This window comes from Streptomyces sp. NPDC027663 (assembly GCF_055566415.1).
Genome location: NZ_JBVHSK010000005.1, coordinates 460342 through 473058, shown reverse-complemented (window position 1 = coordinate 473058; position 12717 = coordinate 460342). Strand labels below are relative to the sequence as shown.

The window sequence follows — 12717 nt, the reverse complement described above, 5'->3', positions numbered from 1 at the left end:
GTAAGCGCCATGCGCAACAGAATCTGGGCGGGACGACCGTCGCGTCAAGGGCTTCCCGCAGATGCGGCCCGAACCGGGCCCACGAGGGGTGAGAGTTGAGCCATGACCCGCACGCAGAAGCAGCCTGACCGCAGCGAGGAGACCACACGGAACCCAGGGGCCGGCGGCAGGCAGAACGGCCGCGGAGCGGCAAGCGCGGTGCAGTCGGTGGACCGTGCCGTCAGTGTGCTGGAGATCCTCGCCCGCCACGGCGAGGCCGGCGTCACCGAGATCGCCGAGGAGCTGGACGTGCACAAGTCCACGGCGTTCCGGCTGCTCGGCGTCCTGGAGAACCGCGGCCTGGTGGCCCAGGCCAAGGACCGCGGCAAGTACTACCTGGGGGCCGGCGTACTGCGCCTCGCGGGGGCGGCGGCAGTGCGTCTGGACATCTCGCAGGAGGGCGTCCCGGTCTGCCGGGAGGTCGCGGACGAACTGGGCGAGACCGTCAACATCGCCGTGCTGGACGACGACGCGGCGGTCAACATCATGCAGGCCCGCGGCACCGCGTCCGTGACCGCGCAGAACTGGCTGGGCAGACGCACCCCGCTGCACGCCACGTCCAGCGGCAAGGTGCTGCTCGCGCACATGTCGCCGACTCTGCGCGAGGGCCTGCTGGCGCGGGCACTGCCGCGGTTCACGGACCGTACGATCACCGGTGCGGCGATGCTGCGCGCCGAGTTGCAGGCCGTGGTCGAGCAGGGGTACGGCGTCACGGTCGAGGAGCTGGAGCTGGGCCTCGCGGCGGTCGCGGCGCCGGTGCGGGCGCACGACGGCAAGGTGATCGCGGCGATCAGCGTCTCGGGGCCGGTGTACCGGCTCAATGCCGACCGGCTGCCGGAGGTGGCCAAGCGGACGGTGGCAGCGGGCGCCGAGTTGTCCCGGCGCATGGGCTACGGCTTCTGAGCGAGGGCCGCGCAGGTCCGGGCCACAGCCCTCCCCCGCAGGCCCGGGCCACAGCCCTCCCCCGCAGGCCCGGGCCACAGCCCTCCCCCGCAGGCCCGGGCCACAGCCCTCCCCCGCAGGCCCGGGCCAGGCCTTCCCCGCGGATCCGGGCCACAGTCCTGCCCGGTGGGGCAGGTCCTGGCCACAGTCCCCCCGGCAGATCTGGGCCAAAGCCCACTCCCCGCGGCCCCTGACACCTGCCGGAGTTCCGAGCGGCACCGCGCGAACGGCGGCGCGGTACCGGGGCGTTCCCGGTACCGCGCCGCAGTGTGTCCCGGAGGTTTCGCCCCGCAGGTTCCCTTTGCCAAGGGTTAACGCGCACCTCTTGACGGCCCCATGACGCCGTTCTCAGTATGTTCCCCATCGCGCAACCCATCGTGCAATGCGCAACAGCAGAGGAGCTTGTCGTGCCACACGAGGTCCGTGCCGTAGTCACTGTGAAGAAGGGCGCACCCGTGGAGGTGCGGACGATCGTCGTCCCCGATCCGGGCCCGGGTGAGGTCCTCGTGGATGTGCAGGCCTGCGGGGTGTGCCACACGGATCTCCACTACCGGGAGGGCGCGATCACCGACGACTTCCCGTTCCTGCTGGGCCACGAGGCGGCCGGCACGATCGCGGCGGTCGGTCCGGGCGTCACGGAGCTGCGGCCCGGCGACTATGTGGTGCTGGCCTGGCGGGCGCCGTGCGGCAGCTGCCGCTCCTGTCGCCGCGGCCGGCCCTGGTACTGCTTCGACTCCCGCAACGCCGCCCAGCCGATGACCCTGCCGGACGGCACCCCGCTCGCCAACGCCCTGGGCATCGGCGCGTTCGCCGAGAAGACGCTGGTCGCGGTGGGGCAGGCGGTGAAGATCGATCCGGCCGCGCGCCCCGAAGCGGCCGGCCTCATCGGCTGCGGGGTGATGGCCGGTTACGGCGCAGCCGTCAACACCGGCAACGTCGGCCGCGGAGACTCGGTCGCCGTCATCGGCTGCGGCGGTGTGGGCAACGCCGCCATCGCGGGCGCCTGTCTGAACGGCGCCATGAAGGTGATCGCCGTGGACATCGACGACAAGAAGCTGGACCAGGCCGAGAAGTTCGGCGCCACGCACACCGTCAACTCCCGCGGCGCGGACCCGGTCGAGGCCGTACGCGAGCTCACCGACGGCTTCGGCGTGGACATCGCGATCGACGCCGTGGGCCGGCCCGAGACCTTCCGGCAGGCCTTCTACATGCGCGACCATGCCGGCCTGCTGGTCCAGGTCGGCGTCCCCACCCCCGAGATGAAGGTCGAACTCCCACTGATCGACGTCTTCTCGCGCGGCGGCGCCATCAAGTCCTCCTGGTACGGCGACTGCCTGCCGAGCCGGGACTTCCCGTTCCTCATCGACCAGTACCTGTACGGCCTGCTGGACCTCAACGCGTTCGTGTCCGAGACGATCGCCCTCGACCAGGTGGAGGAGGCGTTCGGCAAGATGCACCGCGGTGAGGTGCTGCGCTCGGTGGTGGTCCTGTGAGCGTCCGCGGGACGGTACGCGTCGAGCGGCTCGTCACCTCGGGCACGTTCAGCCTGGACGGCCAGACGTTCGACGTCGACAACAACGTCTGGCTGATCGGTGACGACGAGGAGGTGCTGGTCGTGGACGCGGCGCACGACGCCGGGGCGATCCACCGCGCCACCGCCGGCCGCCGGGTCACCGCCATCGTCTGCACCCACGCCCACGACGACCACATCGACGCGGCGCCCACGCTCTCCCGCCTCACCGGCGCCCCCGTCCTGCTCCACCCCGCCGACCACGAACTGTGGTCCCGCACGCATCCGGACCGCAAGCCGGACGGCGAACTGTCCGACGGCCGCGTTCTCCCGGTCGCCGGCATCGAGGTGCAGGTCGTCCACACCCCCGGCCACACCTGGGGCAGCTGCTGCCTGTACGCCCCCTTCCTCGACACGGTCTTCACCGGGGACACCCTGTTCCACGGCGGTCCGGGTGCCACCGGCCGCTCGTACTCCGACCGCCCGGCCATCGAGGAGTCCGTCCGCGCGCGGCTGCTCACCCTGCCGGGCGCCACCGTCGTCCACACCGGTCACGGCCAGGACACGACGATCGCCGCCGAGCGGCCGAACGTCCCTGCCGTCTGAAGCGACCTCCCGCCCTCTGACTGAAGCGACCTCCCGCCCTCTGCCGTCCCCGCCACCACAAGGAGGGGCATGTCCAGCACACCCGGAGACCAGCCCGGCACGGCCGACCGCCGGCTCCACACCACCGGAACCCGTCCCCACGGCCCCCGCGTCGTCGTCATCGGCGCCGGCATCGTGGGCTGTTCCCTCGCCGACGAGCTGACCGCCCGCGGCTGGACGGACGTCACCGTCCTCGAGCAGGGCCCGCTGCCCGCCCCGGGCGGCTCCACCTCGCACGCGCCCGGGCTCGTCTTCCAGACCAGCCCGTCGAGGACCCTCGCGGCGTTCGCCAAGTACACCGTGGAGAAGTTCTGCTCCCTGGAAGCGGACGGAGTCTCCTGCTTCAGCCAGGTCGGCGGACTGGAACTCGCGACCACGCCCGAGCGCCTGGCCGACCTGCACCGCCGGGCCGGCTACGCCGCCTCCTGGGGTATTCGCGGCGAGGTCGTGAGCACGGCCCGCTGCAAGGAACTCTGGCCCCTGCTGGACGAGTCGGTCGTCCTCGGCGGCTTCCACACCCCCGACGACGGCCTGGCCCGGGCCCTGCTCGCGGCCCGCGCCCAGACGGACCGCGCCACCGCTCGCGGCGCTCGCTTCCTGGACCGGCACACGGTCACCGGCATCGAGCAGCAGAACGGCCGGGTCACCGCGGTGGTCACCGACCGGGGCACCTTTCCGGCCGACCACGTCGTGTCCGCGGCCGGTTTCTGGGGGCCGGTCATCGGCCGCATGGCCGGTGTCGAGGTACCGCTGCAACCCCTTGCGCACCAGTACGCGATGACGGGGCCGCTGCCCGAGCTGAGCGGCGCCACGGCCGAGGCCACACGGCCCATCCTGCGCTTCCAGGACCGCGACCTGTACTTCCGCGAGCACGCCGACCGCATCGGGATCGGCTCGTACGCGCACCGGCCGATGCCGGTGGACCCGTTCGCGGTCCCGGCGTACGACGAGGCGCGCGCCCAGGACATGGAGATGCCGTCGTCGTACCCGTTCACCGCGCAGGACTGGGCGCCCAGCTGGGAGGACTGCCGCCGGCTGCTGCCCGCGCTGCGCGAGAGCGGCATCGAGGCCGGGTTCAACGGGGTCTTCTCGTTCACGCCGGACGGCATGCCGGTGCTCGGCGAGGCGCGGCGGCTTCGGGGCTTCTGGCTGGCCGAGGCGGTCTGGGTGACGCACTCCGCCGGGGTGGCGAAGGCGGTCGCCGAGTGGATGGTCGACGGGCGGCCGTCGATCGACCTGCACGAGTGCGACCTCACGCGATTCGAGGAAGCGCAGCGTTCACCGTCGTATGTCCGTGAACGCGGTTCACAGCAGTTCGCCGAGGTGTACGACGTCCTGCACCCGCTGCAGCCGATGGAGCAGCCCCGTCCGCTGCGGGTCAGCCCCTTCCACGCCCGTCAGGAGCAGCTCGGCGCGTTCTTCCTGGAGGGCACCGGCTGGGAGCGTCCGCACTGGTACGCAGCGAACGCCCCGCTCGTGCACGCCCTCGGCGATCTGCCCGAGCGCGACGCCTGGTCGGCCCGCTACTGGTCCCCCGTCGCCGCCGCCGAAGCGATGGCCACCCGCGAGAGGGTCGCCCTGTACGACATGACCCCGCTGCGCCGCCTGGAGGTCACCGGTCCCGGCGCCCTTGCCTTCCTCGACCGCATGACCAGCAACAACCTCCGCAAGAAGCCCGGCGCGGTCACCTACACCCTGCTCCTGGACGAGACCGGAGGCATCCGCTCCGACCTGACCGTCGCCCGCCTCGACCCCGACCGTTTCCAGGTGGGCGCCAACTCCCCCGCCGACCTGGACCGGCTGCTCCGCCACGCCCCCGCCGACGTGCAGGTACGGGACATCACTTCCGGCACCTGCTGCATCGGCGTCTGGGGCCCGCTCGCCCGTGAGCTGGTCCAGCCGCTCACGAGGGACGACTTCTCCCACGAGGGATTCGGCTACTTCCGGGCGAAGCAGACGTACCTCGGACACGTGCCGGTCACGGCGATGCGGCTGAGCTACGTCGGTGAGCTGGGCTGGGAGCTGTACACCACCGCCGACCTGGGCCTCAGGCTCTGGGACACGCTGTGGGAGGCCGGGCAGGACCTGGGAGTGATCGCCGCCGGCCGCTCCGCGTTCAACTCCCTCCGCCTGGAGAAGGGCTACCGGGCCTGGGGCACCGACATGACCGGTGAACACACCCCGTACGAGGCGGGCCTCGGTTTCGCCGTCCGCATGGACAAGGAGGACTTCGTCGGCAAGACCGCACTCCAGCGTGCCGGTGAGCCCACCCGCCGTCTCACCCCGCTGCTGCTCGACGACCCGGCCGCCGTGGTCCTCGGCAAGGAGCCGGTGTATGCCGACGGTGCCTGTGCCGGCTACGTGACCAGCGCCTCGTACGGCTACACCCTCGGCCGTTGCGTCGCGTACGCCTGGCTCCCGGCACATCTGACCACCGGAACCGGCGTTCACATCGAGTACTTCGGCGAGAAGGTGCCGGCCACGGTCGCCGAGGAGCCGCTGTTCGACCCGAAGATGACCCGTATCCGTCGCTAGGAGGCGCCCGTGTCACCGTCTTACGACGTCATCGTCATCGGTCTCGGCGGCATGGGCAGCGCCGCCGCCCACCACCTGTCCGCGCGCGGCGCCCGCGTCCTCGGCCTGGAGAAGTTCGGCCCGGTCCACAACCGCGGCTCCAGCCACGGCGGTTCGCGGGTCACCCGGCAGTCGTACTTCGAGGACCCGGCCTACGTACCACTGCTGCTGCGCGCCTACGAGCTGTACGAGGACCTGGAGCGGGCCACCGGCCGGGAGATCGCCGTGCTCAGCGGCGGTGTGATGGTCGGGCGCCCGCAGTCCCGGACCGTCTCCGGCTCGCTGCGCTCGGCGCTGCGGTGGGGCCTGCCGCACGAGATGCTCGACGCCAAGGAGATCCGCCGGCGTTTCCCGACGCTGAACCCGGACGACGACGAGGTGGCGCTGTACGAGAAGAGGGCCGGCCTGCTCCGGCCCGAGAACACCGTGGCAGCGCACCTCCAGCTGGCCACCCGGCAGGGCGCCGAGCTGCACTTCGAGGAACCGATGCTGCGCTGGGAGCCGTACCGGGACGGGGTGCGCGTGCACACCGCCGAGAACACGTACACAGCAGGCAGGCTGGTGATCTGTCCTGGCGCGTGGGCGCCGCAGCTGCTCACCGATGTCGGTGTGCCGTTCACCGTCGAGCGGCAGATCATGTACTGGTTCCAGCCCAAGGGCGGTACCGCACGGTTCGTCCCCGAGCACCATCCGATCTACGTCTGGGAGGACGCGGCCGGCGTCCAGGTGTACGGCTTCCCGGCCATCGACGGTCCCGCACTGGGCGCCAAGGTCGCCTTCTTCAGGAAGGGCCGGGTCACGACCCCCGAGACCATCGACCGGACCGTGCACGAGCACGAGGTGCGGGCCATGGCGGACCACATGTCCCGCTGCATCCCGGACCTGCCCGGCACCTTCCTCAAGGCCGCGACCTGCATGTACACCAACACCCCGGACGAGCACTTCGTGATCGCCGGGCACCCCGCGCACCCGGAGTCGGTGACGGTGGCCTGCGGCTTCTCCGGGCACGGCTTCAAGTTCGTGCCGGTGGTCGGCGAGATCCTGGCCGACCTGGCGCTCACCGGTTCCACCCCGCACCCGATCGGCCTGTTCGACCCCGCCCGCCTCCGCTCCCGACCTCGCCCGAGCGGGGGGACCTCCACCGCCGCCGCGTCCGCCCGAGGAGTCCGCCCGTGACGACGACCCCGATCTCCCCGAGCCTCATCGCGACGCTTCCGGGCCACTACTACACCGACCCGGAGATCTTCCGGCTGGAGCAGGAGAAGCTGTTCGAGTCGATGTGGTTGTGCGCTGTCCGCAGCGCCGACCTGGACCGGCCGGGCGCGTTCCGCACGGTCCAGGTGGGCCGTGAGAGCGTCGTCATCACCCGCACCCGCACCGGTGAGCTGCGTGCCTTCCTCAATGTGTGCCGGCACCGCGGGGCGCGGCTGTGCACCGAGGAGTCCGGCGAGGTGCGGCGCACGTTGCAGTGTCCGTATCACGCATGGACGTACGACCTTGACGGCAAGTTGATCGCGGCACCCAACTTGATCAACATGCCGGACGTCGACCGGGTCGCGTACGGGTTGATCAATGTGGCCCTGCGGGAGTGGCTGGGCTACGCCTGGGTGTGCCTGGCCGACGAACCGCCCTCCTTCGAGGACACGGTGATGTCAGCGGCGGTGGAACGGCTCGGCGACGCCGCCGCCGTCGAGCACTACGGCGCCGAGCGGCTGGCCCTCGGCAAGCGCATCACCTACGACGTGCGGGCCAACTGGAAGCTGATCGTCGAGAACTTCATGGAGTGCTACCACTGCGCAACCATCCACCCCGAACTCACCGAGGTGCTCCCGGAGTTCGCGGACGGTTACGCGGCCCAGTACTACGTCGGCCACGGCGCGGAGTTCGGCGAGGAGATCAAGGGCTTCACGGTGGACGGCAGCGAGGGCTTCGCCCGGCTCCCCGAGGTCACCACCGACCAGGACCGCCGCTACTACGCGATCACGATCAAGCCGACCGTGTTCGTCAACCTGGTCCCCGACCACGTCATCCTGCACCGCATGTTCCCGCTGGCCGAGAACCGCACCGTGGTGGAGTGCGACTGGCTGTACGCGCCCGAGGTGGTCGCGTCGGGCGCGGACGTGTCGAAGTCCGTGGAGCTGTTCCACCGCGTCAACGCCCAGGACTTCGAGGCGTGCGAGCGCACCCAGCCGGCGATGGCCTCGCGCGCGTACCGCAAGGGGGGCGTGCTGGTGCCCAGCGAGCACCACATCGGCCTCTTCCACGACTGGCTGCTGACCCGGTTGGGAGACGCCCGTGCCTGATCTCCACATCGACGGCGCGTGGCGCAGCGCCCTGGACGAGCGCACCCGGGAGATCCGCTGTCCGGCCGACGGCTCGCTGGTCGGAGTCGTGGACGAGGCCGGCGGCAAGGACACGGTGGAGGCCATCGGGGCGGCCCGGCGGGCCTTCGACTCCGGACCGTGGCCGCGTACACCGGCCGCCGGGCGTGGTGACCTGCTCCAGCGGGTCGCGGACCTCCTCGTGCGCGACAAGGCCGAGCTGGCCCGGGCCGAGTCCCTGGACACGGGCAAGCGGCTGGTGGAGAGCGCGTACGACATCGACGACGTCGTCGACTGCTTCCGCTACTTCGGGCGGCTCGTCGCCGGTGAGAGCGGGCGGGCGATCGACACGGGGCGGGAGGACGTCGACAGCCGGGTGGTGTACGAGCCGGTCGGCGTCTGCGCGCTGATCACGCCCTGGAACTACCCGCTGCTGCAGACCGCGTGGAAGGTCGCCCCGGCGCTGGCGGCCGGCAACACCTTCGTGCTCAAGCCCAGCGAGCTGACCCCGCACACCGCGATCCACCTGGTACGACTGCTCACCGAGGCGGGACTGCCGCCGGGTGTGGCCAATCTGGTGCTCGGCGCCGGCCCGGAGGCGGGCGCCCCGCTCGGCGACCATCCGGACGTCGACCTGCTCTCCTTCACCGGCGGCCTGCAGACCGGCCGGCGGCTGATGGCGGCGGCGGCCGGCACGGTGAAGAAGGTGGCGCTGGAACTCGGCGGGAAGAACCCCAACATCGTCTTCGCGGACAGCGACTTCGAGGCCGCCGTCGACATGGCGCTGACGGCGGTGTTCCTGCACTCCGGGCAGGTCTGCTCGGCCGGCGCCCGGCTGCTGGTCGAGGACTCGCTGCACGACCGGTTCGTCGACGAGGTCGTACGGCGGGCGCGGCTGGTCCGGCTGGGCGGGCCGTTCGACGAGCAGGCGCAGACCGGGCCGCTGATCTCGGCGGCGCACCGGGCGAAGGTCGAGGCCTACGTCGCGCAGGGGCTCGCGGAGGGCGCGGTACTGCGCTGCGGCGGCGCCCGGCCCGCCGGGCCCGGCTACGACGCCGGCTTCTACTACCTGCCGACCGTGCTGGACGCCTGCACGAGCGAGATGTCGGTGGTCCGGGAGGAGTCGTTCGGTCCGGTGCTGACCGTGGAGCGGTTCACCGGTGAGGAGGAGGCCGTCCGGCTCGCCAACGACACGGTCTACGGCCTCGCGGGCGCCGTGTGGACCGGGGACGGGGCCAGGGCCGCCCGGGTCGCGGCAGGCCTGCGGCTCGGCACGGTCTGGATCAACGACTACCACCCGTACGTGCCGCAGGCCGAATGGGGTGGTTACAAGCAGTCCGGGTTCGGCCGCGAACTCGGACCGGCGGGACTCGCCGAGTACCGCGAGACGAAACACATCTGGCGCAACACCGCGCCGGCACCGCAGGGCTGGTTCGGCTGACCGGACCGGCCCCCTCCCGACCCCGGCACCCGCACGGGCCGCCGCCGCCCGTCCCTCAGGCCCACGAGGAGTCCCCTCATGACGACCACCGAGCAATCGCCAGGCCCACACCACCACGACGACACCGAACTCGCCGAGTTCGGCTACCGGCCCGAACTCAAGCGCACCCTGGGCAACTTCCACACCTTCGCCGCCGGGATCAGCTACATCTCGATCCTGACGGGCACCTTCCAGCTGTTCTACTTCGGCTACGGCAGTGGCGGCCCCGCGTACTGGTGGTCGTGGCCGATGGTCTTCGCCGGCCAGTTCATGGTGGCCCTGTGCTTCGCCGAACTGGCCGCCCGCTACCCGGTCGCGGGCTCGGTCTACAACTGGTCGAAGAAGGTCGGCAACCCGCATCTCGGCTGGCTCGCCGGGTGGATGATGCTGATCGCGTCCATCGTGTCCATCTCCGCCGTCGCGCTCGCCTACCAGTTGACGCTGCCGCAGATCTCGTCCTTCTTCCAGTTCGTGGGGGACGGCACCGGCACTTACGACGTGGCGACCAACGCGGTCGTCCTGGCGGCCGTGTTGATCCTGTTCACCACGCTGGTCAATGCGTTCGGCGTCAAGCTGATGGCCACGATCAACACGGCGGGCGTGTTCATCGAGTTGATCGCCACCGTTGTATTGATCATCCTCTTCGCCGTCCACATCACCCGTGGTCCTCAGGTCGTCATGCAGACGAACCACACGGGGTCCGGCTACTCGACGGGTTACCTGGGCGCATTCCTGGTGGCCTCGCTGGCGTCCGCGTACGTCATGTACGGCTTCGACACCGCCGCCTCGCTCGGCGAGGAGTCCCTGGACCCGTCCCGCAACGCCCCGCGCGCGATCATCCGGGCGATCGTCGCCTCCTTCGTCCTGGGCGGACTCGTCCTCCTGCTCGCCCTGATGAGCGTCTCCAGCCTCAAGGGCGACAAACTGTCCACGGACGGCCTCCAGTACGTCGTACTCGACGTCCTCGGCCCGACGGCGGGCAAGGCGATGCTGTGGTGCGTGCTGATCGCGGTCACGGTGTGCGCGCTGGCCGTGCACACGGCGGCGATCCGGCTGGCGTTCGCGATGGCCCGGGACAACAACCTGCCCGCGTCCTCGCTGATGGCCCGGGTCAGCCCCCGGTTCCAGACCCCGGTGCTGCCGGCCGTGATCATCGGCGTGCTGGCGCTGGCGATCCTCGTGGTCAACATCCGCCAGCCGCAGATCTTCACGGTCGTCACCAGCATCGGCATCATCATGATCTACCTCGCCTATCTGGGTGTCACCGTGCCGATGCTGGTGGCCCGGCTGCGCGGCAGGTGGCAGCCGGCCGGCGAGGGCAGGTTCTCGCTGGGCCGCTGGGGGCTGCTCGTCAACATCGTCGCGGTGGTGTGGGGCGCCGTCATGACGGTCAACCTGATCTGGCCGCGTGCGTCGGTCTACAACGCGGCCGCGCCGTACCACTGGTACCTGCGCTGGGGCGCGGTCCTGTTCGTCGCCGTCATCGCGGGCGGCGGCTTCGCCTACTACTGGTTCGTCCAGCGGCACCGCACCGGTGTGCTCGCCGAGCACCGCCTGGACGACGCGTCCGCCGCCCCGGCCGCTCCCCTCGCCGCCCCGGCGGCCGAGTGATTCCGGCTGTTCCCGCCGGCAAGGAGGTCACATGAGCATCGATGAGTTCGACTACGTCGTGGTCGGCGGCGGTACCGCGGGCAACGTCGTGGCCGCCCGGCTCTCCGAGGATCCCTCGGTGACGGTCTGCGTCCTGGAGGCGGGCCCCAGCGACGTCGGCGACGACGACGTCCTCAGGCTGGAGCGCTGGATGGGCCTGCTGGAGTCCGGCTACGACTGGGACTACCCGGTCGAACCACAGGCCAGCGGCAACAGTTTCATGCGGCACGCGCGCGCGAGGGTGCTGGGCGGATGTTCGTCGCACAACTCCTGCATCGCCTTCTGGGCGCCCGCGGAGGACCTGGACGACTGGGCGGCCCAGGGCTGTACGGGCTGGAGCGCTGCCGACGTGTTCCCGCTGTACCGGCGGCTGGAGAACAACGACGCGCCCGGCGAGCACCACGGCCGCACCGGCCCGGTGAAGCTGCGCACGCTGAAGGGCGGGGACCCGTGCGGTGCGGCCCTGCTGGAGGCGTGTGCGCAGGCCGGCATACCCACGGTCCCGTTCAACACCGGGAGGACGGTGGTGCGCGGGGCCAACTGGTTCCAGATCAACTCCGACGAGAACAACGTCCGCCAGTCCTCGTCCGTGGCCTATCTGCATCCGGTGCTGGGCAAGCGTCCGAACCTGGACGTGCGAACGGGCGTGCGGGCCAAGAAGCTGGTGCTGGAGGGGCGGCGGTGTGTGGGTGCCGCGTACCTCGATCCCGACCTGGTGCACACGCGCACGGTACGGGCCCGGCGCGAGGTGATCGTCTCGTGCGGCTCGATCGACTCCCCGAAGCTGCTGATGCTGTCCGGCATCGGGCCGGCCGGGCATCTGCGCGAGGTGGGCGTGGACGTCGTCGTGGACGCGCCCGGCGTCGGTGAGAACCTCCAGGACCACCCCGAGGGGGTGATCATGTGGGAGGCCAGGCAGCCCATGACCACCGTGTCCAGCCAGTGGTGGGAGGCGGGCATCTTCTACGACACCGAGCCGGGCCTGGACCGGCCGGATCTCATGTTCCACTACGGGTCCGTGCCGTTCGACATGAACACCGCGCGCTGGGGCTACCCGACCTCCGAGAACGCCTTCTGCCTGACGCCCAACGTGACGAAGGCGAGGTCGCGCGGCACGGTACGGCTGCGCACGCGGGACTACCGGGACAAGCCCAAGGTGGACCCCCGGTACTTCACGCACGAGCACGACGTGCGCGTGATGACGTACGGGCTGAAGCTGGCCCGTCGCATCGCCGCGCAGCCGGCGCTGAGCGGCTGGGCGGGAGCGGAGTTGGCTCCCGGCCCGGACGTGCGGACGGACGACGAACTCCTCGACTACGTCCACAAGACGCACAACACCGTCTACCACCCGTCCTGCACGGTGAAGATGGGCGCCGACAGCGACCCCTCGGCCCCGCTCGACGCCCGATTGCGGGTCAAGGGGGTCGAGGGGCTGCGGGTCGCCGACGGATCGGTGATGCCGGACCTGATCACCGTCAACCCGTGCATCACGACGATGATGATCGGCGAGAAGTGCGCGGATCTCCTGAAGGCCGACGTCCGCTGACTCGGCGCCC

Annotated in this window: 9 protein-coding genes; all 9 read left to right on the top strand. The window is 71.0% G+C overall.

Translation table 11 applies throughout. The features are described from left to right. Positions 1 to 102: 102 nt before the first annotated feature. The 9 genes from ACZ4SF_RS17650 (at position 103) to ACZ4SF_RS17610 (ending at position 12707) form a co-directional block, all read left to right on the top strand. On the top strand, positions 103 to 942 hold the full coding sequence (locus tag ACZ4SF_RS17650; RefSeq protein WP_468384775.1) for an IclR family transcriptional regulator: 840 nt from the start codon (positions 103 to 105) through the stop codon (positions 940 to 942). A 446-nt stretch (positions 943 to 1388) separates the two neighbouring features. Then, the gene (locus ACZ4SF_RS17645) at positions 1389 to 2474 is read left to right on the top strand and encodes an S-(hydroxymethyl)mycothiol dehydrogenase (protein WP_468384773.1); all 1086 of its coding nucleotides are present in this window, start codon (positions 1389 to 1391) and stop codon (positions 2472 to 2474) included. After that, complete coding sequence (locus tag ACZ4SF_RS17640) at positions 2471 to 3097, top strand: MBL fold metallo-hydrolase (RefSeq protein WP_468384771.1); 627 nt, start codon at positions 2471 to 2473, stop codon at positions 3095 to 3097. Before ACZ4SF_RS17645 ends, ACZ4SF_RS17640 begins: the two co-directional genes overlap by 4 nt. A gap of 69 nt (positions 3098 to 3166) precedes the next feature. Then, complete coding sequence (locus tag ACZ4SF_RS17635) at positions 3167 to 5671, top strand: GcvT family protein (RefSeq protein WP_468384768.1); 2505 nt, start codon at positions 3167 to 3169, stop codon at positions 5669 to 5671. A 9-nt stretch (positions 5672 to 5680) separates the two neighbouring features. Next, positions 5681 to 6886 (top strand): N-methyl-L-tryptophan oxidase, encoded by a 1206-nt coding sequence (gene solA / locus ACZ4SF_RS17630; RefSeq protein WP_468384765.1) that lies wholly within the window; start codon positions 5681 to 5683, stop codon positions 6884 to 6886. After that, complete coding sequence (locus tag ACZ4SF_RS17625; protein ID WP_468384762.1) at positions 6883 to 8013, top strand: aromatic ring-hydroxylating oxygenase subunit alpha; 1131 nt, start codon at positions 6883 to 6885, stop codon at positions 8011 to 8013. Before solA ends, ACZ4SF_RS17625 begins: the two co-directional genes overlap by 4 nt. Continuing rightward, the gene (locus tag ACZ4SF_RS17620; protein ID WP_468384759.1) at positions 8006 to 9472 is read left to right on the top strand and encodes an aldehyde dehydrogenase family protein; all 1467 of its coding nucleotides are present in this window, start codon (positions 8006 to 8008) and stop codon (positions 9470 to 9472) included. The genes ACZ4SF_RS17625 and ACZ4SF_RS17620 overlap by 8 nt, the downstream gene beginning before the upstream one ends. Before the next feature lie 78 nt (positions 9473 to 9550). Beyond that, entirely contained in the window at positions 9551 to 11122 is a 1572-nt protein-coding gene (locus ACZ4SF_RS17615; protein WP_468384756.1) for an APC family permease, read from the top strand. Between the two features lie 31 nt (positions 11123 to 11153). Further along, positions 11154 to 12707 carry a GMC family oxidoreductase gene (locus ACZ4SF_RS17610; RefSeq protein WP_468384752.1) on the top strand — a complete coding sequence of 518 codons (1554 nt, stop codon included), beginning with the start codon at positions 11154 to 11156 and terminating at the stop codon, positions 12705 to 12707. Positions 12708 to 12717: the final 10 nt, after the last annotated feature.

Coding starts and splice junctions, on each gene's coding strand:
- ACZ4SF_RS17635 (WP_468384768.1), top strand. CDS start 3,167: ATGTCCAGCACACCCGGAGACCAGCCCGGCACGGCCGACCGCCGGCTC.
- ACZ4SF_RS17650 (WP_468384775.1), top strand. CDS start 103: ATGACCCGCACGCAGAAGCAGCCTGACCGCAGCGAGGAGACCACACGG.
- ACZ4SF_RS17615 (WP_468384756.1), top strand. CDS start 9,551: ATGACGACCACCGAGCAATCGCCAGGCCCACACCACCACGACGACACC.
- ACZ4SF_RS17610 (WP_468384752.1), top strand. CDS start 11,154: ATGAGCATCGATGAGTTCGACTACGTCGTGGTCGGCGGCGGTACCGCG.